We start from the raw sequence: 16,062 nt of genomic DNA, 5'->3' as shown, positions 1-16,062 counted from the left end.
GCCATTGGCGGTGCGGTCAGTCGCAGCGCGATCAGCCCGCATCCCTGGCCCAATTTTCATCATCGTGCCGCCAACCCCGGCTCGGGCCCGGCATCCTGCCTTTGCGACTTAACCTGCCCGCCATGCGCCATGACCGGTTGTCCGCCCGCCCGCCCCGCCTTGCCGTGTTGCCGATGCTTGCGGCTGCCGTGGCGGTGTCGGGATGCGTGGCGCAATACCGGGTACCGGCTGGTGCGCCGTCCGCCAGCGTGCGGCTGGTGACCAGCACCGACGAAAACACCTCGTTCACCATCGTCGATCCGGCCCGGTGCCCGGATCCGGCCCGGCCGCTGGTGCTGGCAGGAATGGGCAAACAGTTGTCGGCGATGGGAAGGAAGCGCAGCCTGGACATGGCCGGGCGTTCGCCGGAGCCGGCCACGCGCACGCGCGAACGGCTGGTCGAGGCGGGCCGGCGCATCTATGTGGCGGTGACCTCGGCCGCTGCGCCGCCGCTACCCGAACTGCGCTGCGCCGCGGGCGTGTCGTTCGTGCCGGTGGCCGGCGGGCAGTATGAGATCCGCTACCAGCGGGACGAGACCGCCAGCCAGTGTTCCGCGCGGATTCTGCGCTTGCAGCCGCTGGCCGACGGCGGCGCGCGCCTGACGGCGGAGCCGACCCAGCAGGGCTTCAGGGCGTTGCGCAAGGATTACGTCTGCCAGGCGTTGTGAGACCCGTCCGGGCCCCCGGGCTGCGGACGGGTTGCGGCGCTGCCGTCCGGCGGCAGCGCCCGTTTTACTGCTCGATCAGGAAGCGCTCCGGACGCTTGCCCAGCCAGGCCGGCGCACGGCCGCGGCCCGACCAGGTCTTGCCGGTCTTGGGATCCATGTATTTCGGGGGCAGGGCGGCGGCGGCCTTGCGCGGGCTGCTGCCGGCGGGACGGCCGCGCTTGCGCCGGGGCAGGATGTCTTCCGCGGTCAGGCCATATTCGGTCATCAGGTCGCGGATTTTATCGATCACGCCCGCCACTTCGGTCGCGCGCACTTCATTCAGCTTGGCTTCCAGCGCTTCCTTCTCAGCCAGGAGTTGCTTGTATGTCGCCATTTATATCCCCTTTCTGCAATTAGGCCGCTGCATGGTACTAGAAATTCCGGTGACAGAGCACCTGAAAAAATTTTACAAAAAATAACGCAGATTGCACGGAGAGATTGTCGGGCAAGCTGGCCAGCCTGATTACCATGCCAATTAGGGGCAACCATTGTCGCAAGCATCGCCGCAAGCTCGCCCGATCCAATGCACTGCTTGAGCGCGCCGGATCTTCCTTTTTGCCGTCATTTAGAGAATGGAAATACGCGCGCCGCTTTGCTGTTTTCGCCTAGACTGTTTGTCTGCGCCCCGCGCAGTGCCATGTCACGACCTCCGGAGCCACCCTATGAATCAGCAGATCTTTGTCAATTTGCCCGTCCGCGACCTGCAAAAATCGATTGCCTTCTTTACCCAGCTGGGCTTTTCCTTCAATCCGCAATTTACCGACGATAGCGCCACCTGCATGATCGTGGGCGAGAACATTTTCGTGATGCTGCTCACCGAAGCCAAGTTCCGCAGCTTCTCGCCCAATGAAATCTGCGATGCGCGCAAAGCCACCGAAGTGCTGGTTTGCCTGTCGATGGAAACCCGGGCGCGCGTCGATGAAATGGTCAATGCCGCAGTGCTGGCGGGCGGCAATACCTACAAGCCGCCAATGGATCTGGGCTTTATGTACGGGCACGGCTTCCAGGACCTCGATGGCCATGTCTGGGAACTGGTGTACATGGATATGGCGGCGATGCAGGCGTCGCAGTGAACGCGCCATCGCGCCGGGCAAGCGCCAAAAAAAACAGCCCGGGAAAGCAGGAAGCCCGGGCTTGAAATCCACCTGGATCGTCGGTGGAGGAGACATCTGGTTGTCAGCGTCCCGGGAAGGCCCGGGACGCGGTCATGCATGGGGTCAGATCGCCCAGCCGCCGGCGTAGAACGCCGCCAGCGCCACCGCGATGGCCACGGTGCCAACATTGAGCTTGCGCCATTCGCCGGCGACCACGCGTCCCACCACCAGGGTGCAGAAGCCCAGCATGATGCCGGTCACGATATTGCAGGTCAGCACGATAAACACGGCGCAGACCAGGCCGGCCAGCGCATCGACCAGGTCATCCATGTGCAGGCGGCTGACGCTTGACAGCATCAGCAGGCCCACATACATCAGCGCGGGCGCGGTGGCGTACGACGGTACCAGCGCGGCCAGCGGCGAGAAGAACATCACCGCGACGAACAGCAGGCCCACCACCACCGCGGTCAGGCCGGTCTTGGCGCCGGCGGCCACGCCGACGGTCGATTCGATATAGGCCGCGGCCGGCGCGCCGCCGAACATGCCCGAGAAGATCGAGCTGACCGAATCCGCGGTCAGCGCGCGCCCGCCGTTGTGGATATGGCCGGCGGCATTGAGCTGCCCGGCCTGCCCGGCGACGGCGCGGATGGTGCCGGTGGCGTCGAACACCGCGGTCATCACCAGTGCCAGCACGCTCGGCAGCACGGCGGCCGTCAGCGCGCCGCGCACGTCCATGGCGCCAATCAGCGATTCATGGCCCGGTGCGCTCAGCGACGGCAGCGCGAATACGCCGGTGAACTTCACCGCCGGATCGAAAACCAGGCCCAGCGCGGAGATGGCGACGATCACCAGCAGGATGCCGCCCGGCACCTTGCGGCGCTCCAGCCCGAAGATCGCGGCCAGGCCCAGCACCGACATCACCACCGGGAACGAGGTGATCTTGCCCAGCGACACCGGCAGGCCGGCGTGCGCGTTCTTGACCACCAGGCCGACTTCATTCGAGGCGATCAGCAGCAGGAACAGGCCGATGCCGATGCCGGTGCCGTGCGCCACGCCGGCCGGCAGGTTGCGCAGGATCCAGGAGCGCACGCCGGTGACCGAGATCGCGGTGAAGACCAGGCCCATCAGGAACACCGCACCGAGCGCGACCGCCGGCGACAGGCCTTGCCCCAGCACCAGGCCGAAGGCCATGAACGCGGTCAGCGAGATGGCGCAGCCGATGGCGATCGGCAGCCTGGCCCACAGGCCCATCAGCAGCGAACCAAAGGCCGTGGTCAGGCACACCGCGACAAAGACCGCGCTGGTGTCGAAGCCGGCCTTGCCCAGCATGCCCGGTACGACAAAGACGGCATAGACCATGGCCATGAAGGTGGTGACCCCGGCCACGACTTCCTGGCGCTGGGTGCTGCCGCGCTTGGTGATCTCGAAGAACGCGTCGAGCCGGCCCCTGGCTTCGGGGACGTGGGAGCGTGCGGCATCGGCGTCCGCCGCGGACGACGGATAGGGTTGCTCGATCATGATGAACTGTCTCCTTGCGGGCGCTGCAACGTCCGTCATGCGGACTGTCGTCAGGCTTGTCTCACTTGGTTCTGGTCTGGGCTGGAGGCGGAAATCCTGGCCAACCCCGCTGTTATCGGTGTGCCGCTTGTCGGTGCCTCTGCGGGCCTGATCCGGGCAAGGCTGAAGGCTAGGGGAGCGCGGGCCAGCCGTCATCACCGGCGCTCAATGCGCGGCATGCGCGGGCGGGAATATCGAATGTGACGTTTGAGTATCGTCACGGCGCGAAACCGCGCCACGTGGCGTTTTCGGCCGCTGCCGTTATCAGGCGGCGCATATACGGCCTATAGGGATTGACCCGTAGGTCGGGCGGGCCACTTCGCTATACTAGGGATAACCCTTGGATGTCTTGCGATGGGAGGCGAACCGCGTCTCCCGGTGCTTCGCGAGGCACGTCAAACCATGTCCCACCGGAAAGGAAAATTCCCCGTGCAAGCACTTGCCGACACCCTCTATCGCCAACCCGCCCAGCCGGAGGTCTCTAAGCCTGCGCCAGTCCAGCCGGCGCGCGATGTCGCCTATTACGCCCGGATCGGCGCAGGCCAGTCGCTGGCCGCGCGCGTGCGCGCGTACTTTGCGCAGGGCTGGACGCTGTATGCGGCGAATGCCCGCGAGGCCGCGCCGATCCGCTGGCTGTAACGACACGCGCGCTGCGTCAGTACATGCCGGTGCGAGCCATGAACGCCTCCAGCGTCCAGCCGCGCCCGAGCAGCAGCATGCGCGTATGCAGCCCCTCGCGCGTGGCTTGATCGACGGCATCTCCGAGCCACGTCAGCGTCTTGCCGCGCAAATCCACATAGCCCATGGCGTAGTCCGGGGCCAGTGCCTGCCATAGGGCGTGGGCGCCGGCCGACTGCCGCGCGCCGCTCAGCAGGCATAGCCCGCCGTCCAGTGCCCAGCGATACAACGCCCGCGCCAGGCCGCGGCGCTGGTAAGCGGGCGCAAACTTGGTATGCGGCGCCCGCACCCATGGATCGGCCCGGCGGCCGACCTCGATCAGCCGGTTGAAGACGGTATAACCGGCCAGCCGGCGCTGCATGACGTCCTCCACATACACGTAATACTCGCCGTCCGCCTCGCGGTAGCGCAGGCGCAGGCCGGGCGCGCCCGCGGCCAGGGCGGGCATCGCATGGAGGCGGTCGCCTGGCCGGGCGATGCGGCCGTGCAGGGCGTCGAGCTCGCGCTCGATTTCGGCGGGGGGCAGGTCAACGTCGATGCGCAGTTCGAGCGCGCGCGGCAGCGCCAGCATCGGCAGACGCAGGGCATGAAAATTCGCCATGGCAATGGTCCCACCTGCTCAGGTATTGAGGATCAGGTAGAGGGCGGCGAGCGCCACCATGGCGCAGAAGGTATGGCGGTAGAGCGGTGACATGTCTGGCTTTCTCCTGGCGGCATGATCGAGCGGGTGCCGGATGGCATCCGCGACATGGGCCGTGCGGGAAAGCTCAGGGCTGGAGGGTGGCGCCCCGAACTGCCCGCACGGCCAGGAAAAGCACGGCGCGGCGGACCCCAAAGACGAGGCCCCGCTGCGCGGCGCGCGCACGCACGCCTGCCGCCGGCTGGGCCGGGCGGTTCAGGGTGTCGAAACGGGCATCGCAAGGCATGAGGGCGGGGCGCGAAGATTGGGAAGAACATTGCTTATGCCACACTTTTCCCGCAATGTCCAGCCAAGTTGCCGGCTTCCGCGCTCAACGCCGTTCTACTTCATCGGCAGCCAGGAGCCGGTGCAGAGACAGGTCGCGACCTTCGTCATGGTTCATTGTGAACACTGTCTACATGTACTAGACTCGGAAACATCGTTCACCCGGCCTTGCTCCAGGAGCCAAGATGACGACTTCTCCCACACCCGAAATTGCTGGCCATGACGCGGATACCGGCCCGGTCCGGCTGTTGGTGGCCACGACCAAGGGCGCCTGGTTCCTGACCAGCGACGCCGCTCGCCGCAGCTGGCAGATCGCAGGCCCGACCTTCCTCGGGCATACCATTCACCATATCGTGGAGGACCCGCGCGACCCGTCGCGCCTGCTGATGGCGTCGCACACCGGCCACCTGGGCCCGACCGTGTTCCGCTCCGCCGACGGCGGCCGCAACTGGACCGAGGCAGCGCGCCCGCCCGCCTTCGACAAGGCGGCGGAGGGCGAGACCGGCCGTGTCGTCGACCACGTGTTCTGGCTTACGCCGGGCCATGCCAGCGAGTCCGGCACGTGGTACGCCGGCACCTCGCCGCAGGGCCTGTTCCGCAGCGCCGACCATGGGGCTACCTGGGAGCCGGTGCGCGGCTTCAACGACCATCCGATGTGGCGCGCCTGGACCGGCGGCGAGCAGGACGGCACCCCCGACGGCCCCAAGCTGCATTCCGTGCTGGTCGATCCGCGCGACGCGCGCCACCTGTATATCGGCATGTCCAGCGGCGGCGTGTTTGAGAGCACCGACGGCGGCGCCGACTGGAAGCCGTTGAACCGCGGCAGCATTGCCAATTTCCTGCCCGATCCCAACCCGGAATACGGACAGGACCCGCACTGCGTGCTGCAGCATCCCGCGAACCCCGACATCCTGTACCAGCAGAACCATTGCGGCATCTACCGGATGGACCGCCGCGAAGGCGTGTGGAAGCGGATCGGCGAGGCGATGCCAGCGGAAGCCGGCGACATCGGCTTTCCCATCGTGGCGCACCGCCGCGATCCGCGCACGGTGTGGGTGTTTCCGATGGACGGCAGCGATGTGTGGCCGCGCGTCAGCCCGGGCGGCCGGCCTGCGGCCTATGTCACGCGCGATGCCGGCGAGACCTGGCAGCGCCAGGACCGCGGCCTGCCGGCCGAACAGGGCTGGTTCACGGTCAAGCGGCAGGCCATGGCCACCGACGGCCACGATCCGGTCGGCGTGTACTTCGGCACCACCGGCGGCGAACTGTGGGCCAGCGCGGACGAAGGCGAGGCCTGGCAATGCATCGCCCGCAACCTGCCGCAGATCTACGCGGTCAGCGTGGCGCGTCCGGCCTGAGCGCCGGCCGCCGCTCCGGAGGACTCCTCATGCAGGTCCGTATCGCGACGCCGCTGTTCTCCTATACCGGACAGCGCGAATATGTCGAGGCCCGCGGCGCCAGCATTGCCGAGCTGCTCGACGACCTCGAGCGCCAGTTTCCCGGCATGCGCTTTCGCATCGTCGATGAACAGGGCAAGCTGCGGCCGTATATCCGCGTTTTCGTCAACCGCACGCAATTGATGCGTCTCGACGCGCCGCTGCAGGAAACCGACGAGGTCCATATCCTGCAGGCACTGGCCGGAGGCTAGGTCCCCGGCTGCGGCGCCGCTCAACTCTCCCGTGCCCCCGGCCGATATCCAGTCATGAACCCTGCCGTGCGCCATCCGCCGCGGCCGCAGGCAGATGACCACGATGGCGGCAACACACCATACGCACGGCACGGGAGCGACGCATGAGCAGTTCCATGAGGGACATCGACGAACGGACTAACCTCACCAATAACAACCAGTTCGAGCTGCTGCTGTTCCGGCTCGGCGAGGCGGAACATTCCGGCCAGTCGGAGCTGTTCGGCATCAACGTCTTCAAGGTGCGCGAGATCCTGGTGATGCCGCCGGTGACCACCGTGGTCGGCGCCGACCCGTCGATCCTGGGCATGGCCGATATCCGCGGTCAGGTAATTCCCGTGATCGACCTGCCGCGGCTGGTGGGCTGCAAGCCCCGCGGCGGCCTGGGCATCCTGCTGGTGACGGAATATGCGCGCTCGACCCAGGGCTTTGCGGTCGAAGCCGTCGAGGAAATCGTGCGGCTGGAATGGAACCAGGTGCATTCGGCCGAGGCCAGCGTGCGCACCGGCCATGTGACCAGCATCGCCAAGCTGGAGGGTGGGCCGGATGGCGCCGATGGCGGCGCGGCAGCAGCGCGCCTGGTGCAGGTGCTGGACGTCGAGCAGATCCTGCGCGACGTGCTGCCCACCCGCCAGCCTGACGTCGATCCCGGCGAGGTCGGGCCCCAGCTGCAACTGCGCCCCGGCGCCAGGGTGATCGCCGCCGACGATTCGGCGCTGGCGCGCGGGCTGATCGAGCAGGGCTTGAAGGCGCTGGGCGCGCCGGTGGTGATGACCAAGTCGGGCAAGGAGGCCTGGGAACTGCTGGATCGCATCGCTGCCGAGGCCGCCAGCCATGGTCGCCCGATCCACGACGACGTGGCGCTGGTGCTGACCGACCTGGAAATGCCCGAGATGGACGGCTTTACGCTGACCCGCAAGATCAAGGCCGACAGCCGGCTGAAGTCGCTGCCGGTGGTGATTCACTCGTCACTGTCGGGTGAGGCCAGCGAAGAACACGTGCGCAAGGTCGGGGCCGACGCCTATGTGGCCAAGTTTGTCGCCAAGGAACTGGCCGACACCATCCGCACGGTGCTGAGCCGTTAAGCGGACGCGGGGGCTCGCAGCAGGCACAAAATGCAAGCGCCCGCAACCATTCCCGTACGCCGTTCGGTTGCCTATAAAACGGGCACTCCAGTGTGTGCCAGCGCGGGCGCGCCCTTTGCGGTTGTCAAGAGGGGGGATATCCACTGAACCTGTGGATATTTCCTGTGGCCCAACCAGGGCGTGCCGCTGCCCTCCCGGCCGGCATCGCGCGATGCCGGCCGGGAAGCCCGGCGCGGGCCTGGCGCACAGTGCGCGCCGCCGCGCTTGCCGGTGCTGCCGCTCCTCGCTCTCCCAGTTCCTGCCCGTCCTGCCCTGCTACTTGGGCTGTGCCACGGTCCGCAGGTAGGGCTTCAGCGTCTTGAAGCCCTGCGGGTATTTCTTGCTGGCTTCCTCGTCCGAGACCGAAGTCGGGATGATGACGTCCTCGCCCGGCTTCCAGTTCACCGGCGTGGCCACGGAGTGCTTGGCATTGAGCTGCAGCGAATCCAGCAGCCGCAAGACCTCGTCAAAATTGCGTCCCGCGCTCATCGGGTACACCAGCATCGCCTTGACCTTCTTGTCCGGGCCGATGATGAACACCGAGCGGATGGTGGCGTTGTCCACCGCCGTGCGCGGGCCGCCGCCGCTGGCCTCGGGGTGGATCATGTCGTAGAGCTTGGCCACCTTCAGGTCGGCGTCGCCGATCATCGGGTAGTTGATGGTGCAGTTCTGCGTTTCCTCGATGTCCTTGACCCAGCGCTGGTGGTCGCCGACCGGATCGATGCTCAGGCCGATGATCTTGGTATTGCGCTTGTCGAACTCGGGCTTGAGCCGGGCCATGTAGCCCAGCTCGGTGGTGCACACCGGCGTGAAGTCCTTGGGATGCGAGAACAGGATGGCCCAGCCGTCGCCGATCCACTCATGGAAATTGATCTGGCCTTCCGTGGTCTCGGCGGTGAAATCAGGGGCTTGCTCGCCCAGTCGAATCGCCATGGTTGCGCTCCTTGCAGTTGGCATGGTTTGGAATCGCGCGTCGCCGCGCACTATTGCCCGCTCTCGCCATGGCCCTGCCCGCCGCTAGCGGAAGACCAGCACCGGGATCGTGCTGTGGGTCAGGACCTTGTGCGTCTCGCTGCCGATCAACAGTGCCTGCAGCCCGCGCTTGCCATGCGACGACATCACGATCAAGTCGCACTCGCGCTGCTGCGCGCACGCGATGATGGCCTGCCAGGGATGGTCGTCGGTGGCGGTGATGGTGTCGCAGGGCACGCCGGCCTGCGCCGCGGCATGGCTGAGCGCGGCCAGGAAGGTGTCGGCGTGGCGCGCGGCTTCGGCGGCGAAGCTGGTTTTGGTGTCTTGCAGGCTGGTGAGCCGGTAGGTCAGCACGTGGTACTCGGGAAGCACATGCAGCCCCGTCACGCGGGCGCCGATACGGCTGGCGAATGCCATCGCGCGGCCCACCATGGCCTCGGCGCGCGCGGAGCCGTCGGTCGGTACTAGGAGGTGCCTGAACATGATGAGCCTCCGCTTGCAGAGAGATACCGCGCCAGCCTGACGCGTCCGCGCACTGGCGGGCGAGCCAATCCAGTATAGGAATTGCGCGGCATAAGTAACAGGACACCGGGAGCCGGACACCCGCCGACCGGAGGGCGGCCAGGCATTAACATCCTGTTATCATTCGATGCACCTGTACCCCCGCACCGATGGAAGGGACCGAGGCATGATTGCGCTGCGCGAAGCTTGGCTGGCCGGATTGTTCCAACGTGGCAACTGGTTGCGGAATCTGGTGTCGGGCGTGATCGTGGGGGTGGTGGCGCTGCCGCTGGCGATGGCCTTTGCGATTGCCTCGGGCGCCAAGCCGGAGCACGGCCTGTACACGGCCATCGTCGCCGGGCTGGCGGTGTCGCTGTGCGGCGGCAGCCGGGTCCAGATCGCCGGGCCCACCGGCGCCTTTATCGTGGTGCTGTCCGCGGTGACGGCGCGCCATGGCATCGACGGCCTGCAGATCGCCACGCTGATGGCGGGGCTGATCCTGCTGGCGATGGGGCTGACGCGGCTAGGCAGCGTGATCCGGTTCATACCCGCGCCGGTGATCGTCGGCTTCACCGCGGGCATCGGCGTCATCATCTTCGTGGGCCAGTGGCGCGATTTTTTCGGGCTGGCGCCGGTGGCCGGCGAGCATTTCCACGAGAAATTCTGGCATCTGCTGCAGGCGTTGCCGCAATGGCACCCAGCCACCACCGCGCTGGCGCTGGGCAGCCTGGCGCTGGTGTTGGGCGCGCCCCGCGTGCGCTGGCTGCGGCGTGTGCCGGGGCCGCTGGTGGCGCTGGTGGCGGCCACCGCGGTGCAGGCGCTGTTCCGTTTCGACGGCGTGGCCACCATCGGCACGGCCTTCGGCGGCCTGCCGCGCGGCTTGCCGCTGCCGGCGCTGCCGGAGGTGACGCTGGCACGCGTGCTGGAGCTGGCCGGGCCCGCCTTCACCATCGCCATGCTCGGCGCGATCGAGTCCTTGCTGTCCGCGGTGGTGGCCGATGGCATGGCCGGCACCCGGCATGACTCCAACCAGGAACTGGTGGGCCAGGGCATCGCTAATGTGCTGGCGCCGCTGTTCGGCGGGTTTGCCGCCACCGGCGCGATCGCGCGCACCGCCACCAATATCCGCAACGGCGGCAACAGTCCGCTGGCGGGCGTGGTGCACGCGCTGACGCTGGTGCTGGTGCTGCTGTTCCTGGCGCCGCTGGCGGCCAGCGTGCCGCTTGCCGCGCTGGCCGCGATCCTGTTCGTGGTGGCGTACAACATGAGCGAGATGCGCCAGTTCGCCCGCATGGTCCGGCGCGCGCCGCGCGCCGATGTCGCAATCCTGCTGATCACCTTTACGCTGACGGTGCTGACCGACCTGGTGGTGGCGGTCAATATCGGCGTGATCCTGGCCATGCTGCAGTTCCTGCGGCGCATGTCGGCTTCGGTGGACGTGGCACCCCAGGACGCCGAGGCGGTGGCGCGCGAACTGGGCGATGCCGGCACCGGCGTGGTGGCGCGGATGCCGCCGGGCGTGCTGGTCTATGTCATCGACGGCCCGTTCTTTTTCGGTGCCGTCGAAGCCTTCGAGCGGGCGCTGGTGCAGACCCATACCGAGCCGCGCGTGCTGCTGATCCGCCTGGGCCGCGTGCCCTTCATGGACATGACCGGCCTGCAGACGCTCGAGGCGGTGATCGTCACGCTGCAGAAGCGCGGCGTCGCGGTGGTGCTGGCCGAAGCCAACGCACGGGTCAGGGAAAAGCTGGCGCGCGCCGGTGTGCTGGCGGCGCTGGGGGAAGGCAACTACGTGGATTCGCTGGCGCAGGCGGTGCAACGCTGCGCCGTGCTGGCGGGGGACGAGCAAGGCGGGGGCAACGCCCCGCACTGAGTTACTTCTTCTGGCGCGTGCTGCCCGCCGGCCTGGGCTTGGTGGCGTAATCCACGCCATGCTGCGCCAGGTAATCGCGGATCAGCTGGCGCACCACCTGCGACGGCGTCAGGTCCTGCGCGGCGCACAGCGTTTCAAAGGCCTTTTTCTTGACCGGATCGATCAGGATGGTCAGGCGGGCAGTCTTGGATTCCATGAGGGTGTGCGGCGGTCCGGGCCGGTGATGGCGGCGGCGATGGAAGGGCATTATATACAGCGCCCCCGCAGCGCCTGGCGGCCGTTGGGACGCGGGGGGGGCTCCCTCTCCCGCTTGCGGGAGAGGGAGCACACAGGGTGTTGGCAAAGCCTGTAGCACTTCGTCGTGCCACACCCACTGTCGGCCAGCCCTATTCCGCCATCTCCAGATCCGCGATCACCGCCGCCAGGAAGCGCGCGGCTTCCCCGCCGGTGACCACGCGATGGTCGAAGGTCAGGCTCAGCGGCATCACCCGGTGCACCGCCGGCATGCCATCGGCCGCGACCACTTCATCGCGCACGCGCCCGGCGCCCAGTATCGCCACGGTGGGCGGCACCACGATCGGCGCCGCATAGCGCCCCGCGATCATGCCGAAGTTGGACAGCGTGATGGTGTTGCCGCGCATCTCCTCGGGGGCGATGGTGCGTGCGCGGATGTCGGCGCGCATGCGGTCGAGCCCGTGGCGCAGGTCGGCCGCGTCGCGGTTGCCGACATCGCGCAGCACCGGCACGAACAGGCCCTCGGGCAGGTCGGCGGCAATGCCGACGTCGATTTTCTTCAACACGTGGCGGCGCCCGGTCTGTCCTTCATACCAGGCATTGAGTCCCGGCTCGGCGCGGCAACCCGCCACCAGCGCGCGCACCAGCCGGATGGTGACGTCGGCGCCGTGCTGCCAGGCGTGGATGTCGGCGTCGTCCATCACGGTGGCGGCGGCCACTTCGGCCTGCGCACGCGCCATGTTCTGCGCCATCGCGCGGCGCACGCCGCGCAGTTCTTCGGGCGTGCCGAGATCCGCCAGCGTGGCGGCGACGCGTTCCACGTCGGCGGCGGTGACCACGCCTTCGGGGCCCGAGGCGGTGGCCATCGCCAGGTCGACGCCAAGCCGGCGCGCCAGCGCGCGGACCGCTGGGGTGGCCTTGATGCGCGCCGCCATGCCCGGCGGGGGCGCCGCGGCGCCAGGCGGTGCGGCTTCACTGACCACGTGCGTGCCGACCTGGACCGAGCCCACCACGGTGCCGGCGTCGGCATCTTCGCCGGCGCCCTCGAAGCCGACCAGCGGCGCGCCCAGGTGCACGATGTCGCCCGGCTGTGCAAACAGCTTGCCGATGCTGCCGGCATAGGGCGACGGGATTTCCACGATCGCCTTGGCCGTCTCCACCGACAGCAATGGCTGGTCCGCCGCCACGGTGTCGCCGGTCTTGACGTGCCAGGTCACGATCTCGGCCTCCTGCAGGCCTTCGCCCAGGTCGGGCAGCTTGAAGACTCGCATCCGTCCTCCTTGGCAAGTATTGTCGGGGGTCTGGTGCCTACGCCGCCAGCGCCCGCCGCGCAGCATCGACGATGCGCGCGACGCCGGGCAGGTAGGTGTATTCCAGCCGCGCCAGCGGCACCACGGTATCGAAGCCGGTCACGCGCTGCACCGGCGCGGCCAGCGAGTACAGCCCGGCATCGGCCAGTTGCGCGGCGATCTCGGCGCCGAAGCCGGCGGTGCGCGGCGCCTCGTGCACGATCACGCAACGGCCGGTGCGCGCGACCGCCTCCAGGATGGTCTGCATGTCCAGCGGCTTGAGCGTGGCCACGTCGATGACGGTCGCGGTGACGCCTTCCGCGGCCAGGGCATCGGCGGCGGCAAGCGTCTCCTGCACCATCGCGCCCCAGCTGACCAGCGTGATGTCGCTGCCTTCGCGCAGCGTGAAGCAGGTATCGAGCGGCAGCGCCGCGCCGTCGTCGGCCACTTCCTGGCGGAACAGGCGGTACAGCCGCGTGGGCTCGAGGAAGATGACCGGGTCGGGGTCGGCGATCGCCGCCAGCAGCAGCCCGTACGCGCGCGCCGGCGATGACGGCACCACCACGCGGATGCCTGGCATATGCGCGAACATTGCCTCCGGGCTTTCGGAATGGTGCTCGGGCGCGTGGATGCCCGCGCCGCACGGCGAGCGCACCACCAGCGGGCAGCTCAGGCGCCCGCGCGTGCGGTGCCGCATGCGCCCGGCATGGTTGATGATGTGGTCGACCGCCGGGTAGATGAAGCCGGTGAACTGGATCTCGGCCACGGGCTTGAGTCCCATCGCCGCCATGCCGATCGCCGCGCCGACGATGCCGCCTTCGGCCAGCGGCGTATCCATGACGCGCGCGGCGCCAAAGCGCGCCTGCAGGCCGACGGTGGCACGAAACACCCCGCCGTTGATGCCGATGTCCTCGCCCAGCAGCAGCACATCGGGATCGTGATCCAGCGCATGGGCCAGCGCCAGGTTGACTGCTTCGACCAGATTGATTTCCGCCATGGTTCGCTCGCTCTCGCTGTGGGCAGATGGAGGACGGCGCGGGCAGCGCCGGCAGGCGCGGCTAGCCGTGCTGCGCCGGGAAGTGCCGCGCGATCTCCAGCTGCGCCTGCAGTTCGGCCGGCATGGCCGCGTACAGGCAGTCGAACATCGCCGCCGGGTCTGGCGGCGGCAGCGCCAGGTAGGCCTCGACCGCCTGCGCCACCTGCTGCGTGCACGCCTTGACCAGCGCCTCTTCGCGCGCCGCATCCCAGGCATGCAGGGCCAGCAGGTGGGTGCGCAGTCGCAGCAGCGGTTCGTGCTGCCAATGCGCCTTGACGCTGGCCTCGTCGCGGTAGCGCGAGGCATCGTCGGCGGTGGTGTGGTCGCCCAGCCGGTAGGTAATGGCCTCGATCAGCGCGGGACCGCCGCCGTCGCGGGCGCGCGCGATGGCTTCGCCGACGCGATCGCGCACCGCGACCACGTCGTTGCCGTCGATCTGCTCGCCCGGAATGCCGGCGGCGATGGCCTTCTGTGCCAGCGTCTGGGCCGCGGTCTGGGCGCTGCGCGGCATCGAGATTGCCCACTGGTTGTTGTTGATCACGATCACCAGCGGCGCACGCCAGGCGCCGGCCATGTTCATGCCTTCATAGAAGTCGCCCTTGGAGGTGCCGCCGTCGCCCAGCAGGCAGACCGCTACGCGCGGCTCGCCGCGCAGCTGGAAGGCGTAGGCGGCGCCGGCCGCGTGGCACACCTGGGTGCCGATCGGCACGCAGTTGGCAAAGTCGTGCGGCGCCGCGCCAAAGCCGCTGCCGCGCTCGTCGCCGCCCCAGTAGAGCAGGCTCTCGGTCATCGTGACGCCGCGCACAAACTGCGCCGCGTGGTCGCGGTACGAGGGCACCAGCACATCTTCGGGCCGCATGGCGTAGGCCACGCCCACGCCGATGGCCTCCTGGCCCAGCGCCGACGCAAACGTGCCGATCTTGCCGGTGCGCTGCAGCGCGATCGCCTTCAGGTCGAACTGGCGCGTGAGGACCATCGCCTGGTACAGCGGCACCAGCGCGTCAGGGTCGCTGGCAAACGGTGGAGGGGAAGCTGTGGGGGGGGACGTGTCGCCCGGCGGGGCAAGGTAGCGGGTATAGCCGATCTCAAAGCGCGCAACCGTGGACATGGCAGGTCTCTCGATGCGGTTGTCTCGACAGGATCCGCGCGGACAGGAGCGAGGATCTTCGCAGCCATCCGCAGCAATGATCGCGTTGTGATCCCTGCCGTGCTTTGTGGGCGCGGGGGACTTGAGCTTGAGTGTAGGGCATTTGCGCGGCCGGCGCCGCGCGGAATTGTCGTGCTGCGCACAATGCGGCAATGCCTGCGCGCCCAGGCGAAAGCGCGCCGCGCGGCGCGCCTTGCTGGGCTGGCGCAGCGCTCAGCGCTGGTACGGCGGCGGCACGAAGCCCGCGAAGCGCTGCCGCGTCACCGCCTTGAACTCGGCTGACTGGTAGGCCTCGCGGATATCCTTGACGAAGGGTTTGTCGAGGTCGGCGGTTTTCACCGCGACCAGGTTCATGTAATAGTCCGGGATTTTCTCGAGCGCCAGTGCCGAGGTCAGCTTCAGGCCCGAGGCCAGTGCATAGTTGCCGTTGACGAAGGCATAGTCGACATCGTCGAGCGAGCGCGGCAGCTGCGCGGCTTCCAGCTGGATCAACTTGAGCTTGTGCGGGTTGGCGTCGATGTCGCGTTCGCTGGCGCGGATCGGGTCGATACCGGGCTTGAGCGTGACCCAGCCGATCTGCTGCAGGATGGCAATGGCGCGCGCCAGGTTCGTCGGGTCGTTGGGCAGCGACACAGTATTGCCCGCCTTCACCTCGACCAGCGCCTTGTGCTTGCGGCTGTAGATGCCGATCGGCGCGGTCGGCACCTGGATCACGTCGCTCAGCGCCAGCTTGCGGTCGGCCGAGAACTTCTTCAGGTAGGCCACATGCTGGAACGCGTTGGCATCGATGGCCCCGTCGGCGAGCGCCAGGTTGGGCTGCACGTAGTCGCTGAACTCGATGATGGTGACCTTGTAGCCGCGCTGTTCCAGCACCGGCTTGACGCCATAGCGGATCTGGTCGGCATAGGGGCCGGCGGTGGCGCCGAAGCGGATTTCCTTCTTGTCCGGATCGGCCGCGCCAGCGCCGTGGACCACGCCCAGCGCGAGTACCGCTGCCGCCAGCCGCGCGGCCAGGCCGAATTTCCCGTATTGCATTGGATCGCTCCCCATGGATGGTGTTGGCTGCCTGCGGCATCGCGCGGCGGCATCGGCCCATTGTATGGAACGGCGGCCCATGGACGAACGAGCGATTACGCATGGCGATATGCCGGCGCGGCATAAGG

Annotated in this window: 17 protein-coding genes; 7 read left to right on the top strand and 10 right to left on the bottom strand. The window is 68.0% G+C overall.

The window, feature by feature from the left end:
* The first annotated feature begins 173 nt into the window (after positions 1 to 173).
* Positions 174 to 707: a hypothetical protein gene (locus tag E5S69_RS14375; protein WP_171515317.1), complete on the top strand. Its 534-nt coding sequence runs from the start codon at positions 174 to 176 to the stop codon at positions 705 to 707.
* Between the two features lie 64 nt (positions 708 to 771).
* Here the strand turns inward: E5S69_RS14375 and E5S69_RS14370 are convergent, their stop codons facing one another.
* On the bottom strand, positions 772 to 1,080 hold the full coding sequence (locus tag E5S69_RS14370; protein ID WP_171515316.1) for an H-NS histone family protein: 309 nt from the start codon (positions 1,078 to 1,080) through the stop codon (positions 772 to 774).
* Between the two features lie 328 nt (positions 1,081 to 1,408).
* Between E5S69_RS14370 and E5S69_RS14365 the strand changes: the two genes are divergently transcribed.
* Positions 1,409 to 1,819 carry a VOC family protein gene (locus E5S69_RS14365; RefSeq protein ID WP_171515315.1) on the top strand — a complete coding sequence of 137 codons (411 nt, stop codon included), beginning with the start codon at positions 1,409 to 1,411 and terminating at the stop codon, positions 1,817 to 1,819.
* Positions 1,820 to 1,963: 144 nt separating this feature from the next.
* Here E5S69_RS14365 and E5S69_RS14360 read toward each other — a convergent pair whose 3' ends face one another.
* Entirely contained in the window at positions 1,964 to 3,358 is a 1,395-nt protein-coding gene (locus tag E5S69_RS14360; protein WP_171515314.1) for an NCS2 family permease, read from the bottom strand.
* A 468-nt stretch (positions 3,359 to 3,826) separates the two neighbouring features.
* Between E5S69_RS14360 and E5S69_RS14355 the strand changes: the two genes are divergently transcribed.
* Entirely contained in the window at positions 3,827 to 4,036 is a 210-nt protein-coding gene (locus tag E5S69_RS14355; RefSeq protein ID WP_171515313.1) for a hypothetical protein, read from the top strand.
* 16 nt (positions 4,037 to 4,052) lie between these two features.
* Here E5S69_RS14355 and E5S69_RS14350 read toward each other — a convergent pair whose 3' ends face one another.
* Positions 4,053 to 4,676, bottom strand: a complete 624-nt coding sequence (locus E5S69_RS14350; protein WP_171515312.1) for an N-acetyltransferase — start codon at positions 4,674 to 4,676, stop codon at positions 4,053 to 4,055.
* Between the two features lie 548 nt (positions 4,677 to 5,224).
* Here E5S69_RS14350 and E5S69_RS14345 point away from each other — a divergent pair.
* The 3 genes from E5S69_RS14345 to E5S69_RS14335 all read left to right on the top strand — a co-directional run bounded on the left by E5S69_RS14345 (position 5,225) and on the right by E5S69_RS14335 (position 7,808).
* Positions 5,225 to 6,397 carry a glycosyl hydrolase gene (locus E5S69_RS14345; protein WP_171515311.1) on the top strand — a complete coding sequence of 391 codons (1,173 nt, stop codon included), beginning with the start codon at positions 5,225 to 5,227 and terminating at the stop codon, positions 6,395 to 6,397.
* Between the two features lie 29 nt (positions 6,398 to 6,426).
* Entirely contained in the window at positions 6,427 to 6,687 is a 261-nt protein-coding gene (locus E5S69_RS14340; protein WP_092314329.1) for a MoaD/ThiS family protein, read from the top strand.
* Positions 6,688 to 6,830: 143 nt separating this feature from the next.
* Positions 6,831 to 7,808: a chemotaxis protein gene (locus E5S69_RS14335; protein ID WP_171515310.1), complete on the top strand. Its 978-nt coding sequence runs from the start codon at positions 6,831 to 6,833 to the stop codon at positions 7,806 to 7,808.
* A gap of 315 nt (positions 7,809 to 8,123) precedes the next feature.
* Here E5S69_RS14335 and E5S69_RS14330 read toward each other — a convergent pair whose 3' ends face one another.
* A complete protein-coding gene (locus E5S69_RS14330) occupies positions 8,124 to 8,780 on the bottom strand; it encodes a peroxiredoxin (RefSeq protein ID WP_171515309.1) in 657 nt (218 codons plus the stop codon).
* Between the two features lie 84 nt (positions 8,781 to 8,864).
* Positions 8,865 to 9,302 (bottom strand): universal stress protein, encoded by a 438-nt coding sequence (locus E5S69_RS14325; protein ID WP_171515308.1) that lies wholly within the window; start codon positions 9,300 to 9,302, stop codon positions 8,865 to 8,867.
* 205 nt (positions 9,303 to 9,507) lie between these two features.
* Here E5S69_RS14325 and E5S69_RS14320 point away from each other — a divergent pair, with 205 nt between their 5' ends.
* Positions 9,508 to 11,193, top strand: a complete 1,686-nt coding sequence (locus tag E5S69_RS14320) for a SulP family inorganic anion transporter (RefSeq protein ID WP_171515307.1) — start codon at positions 9,508 to 9,510, stop codon at positions 11,191 to 11,193.
* A 1-nt stretch (position 11,194) separates the two neighbouring features.
* Here the strand turns inward: E5S69_RS14320 and E5S69_RS14315 are convergent, their stop codons facing one another.
* The 5 genes from E5S69_RS14315 to E5S69_RS14295 all read right to left on the bottom strand — a co-directional run bounded on the left by E5S69_RS14315 (position 11,195) and on the right by E5S69_RS14295 (position 15,934).
* Complete coding sequence (locus E5S69_RS14315; RefSeq protein ID WP_092314319.1) at positions 11,195 to 11,389, bottom strand: CopG family transcriptional regulator; 195 nt, start codon at positions 11,387 to 11,389, stop codon at positions 11,195 to 11,197.
* Positions 11,390 to 11,579: 190 nt separating this feature from the next.
* Positions 11,580 to 12,698, bottom strand: a complete 1,119-nt coding sequence (locus tag E5S69_RS14310) for a dihydrolipoamide acetyltransferase family protein (RefSeq protein ID WP_171515306.1) — start codon at positions 12,696 to 12,698, stop codon at positions 11,580 to 11,582.
* Between the two features lie 37 nt (positions 12,699 to 12,735).
* A complete protein-coding gene (locus tag E5S69_RS14305; RefSeq protein WP_171515305.1) occupies positions 12,736 to 13,713 on the bottom strand; it encodes an alpha-ketoacid dehydrogenase subunit beta in 978 nt (325 codons plus the stop codon).
* A gap of 61 nt (positions 13,714 to 13,774) precedes the next feature.
* Positions 13,775 to 14,860: a pyruvate dehydrogenase (acetyl-transferring) E1 component subunit alpha gene (gene pdhA / locus E5S69_RS14300; RefSeq protein ID WP_171515304.1), complete on the bottom strand. Its 1,086-nt coding sequence runs from the start codon at positions 14,858 to 14,860 to the stop codon at positions 13,775 to 13,777.
* A 252-nt stretch (positions 14,861 to 15,112) separates the two neighbouring features.
* Positions 15,113 to 15,934: a MetQ/NlpA family ABC transporter substrate-binding protein gene (locus E5S69_RS14295; protein ID WP_171515303.1), complete on the bottom strand. Its 822-nt coding sequence runs from the start codon at positions 15,932 to 15,934 to the stop codon at positions 15,113 to 15,115.
* Positions 15,935 to 16,062: the final 128 nt, after the last annotated feature.

This window comes from Cupriavidus necator (genome assembly GCF_013141915.1).
Taxonomy (GTDB): Bacteria; Pseudomonadota; Gammaproteobacteria; order Burkholderiales; family Burkholderiaceae; genus Cupriavidus; species Cupriavidus necator_B.
This window is presented reverse-complemented; position numbering and strand designations above follow the sequence as displayed.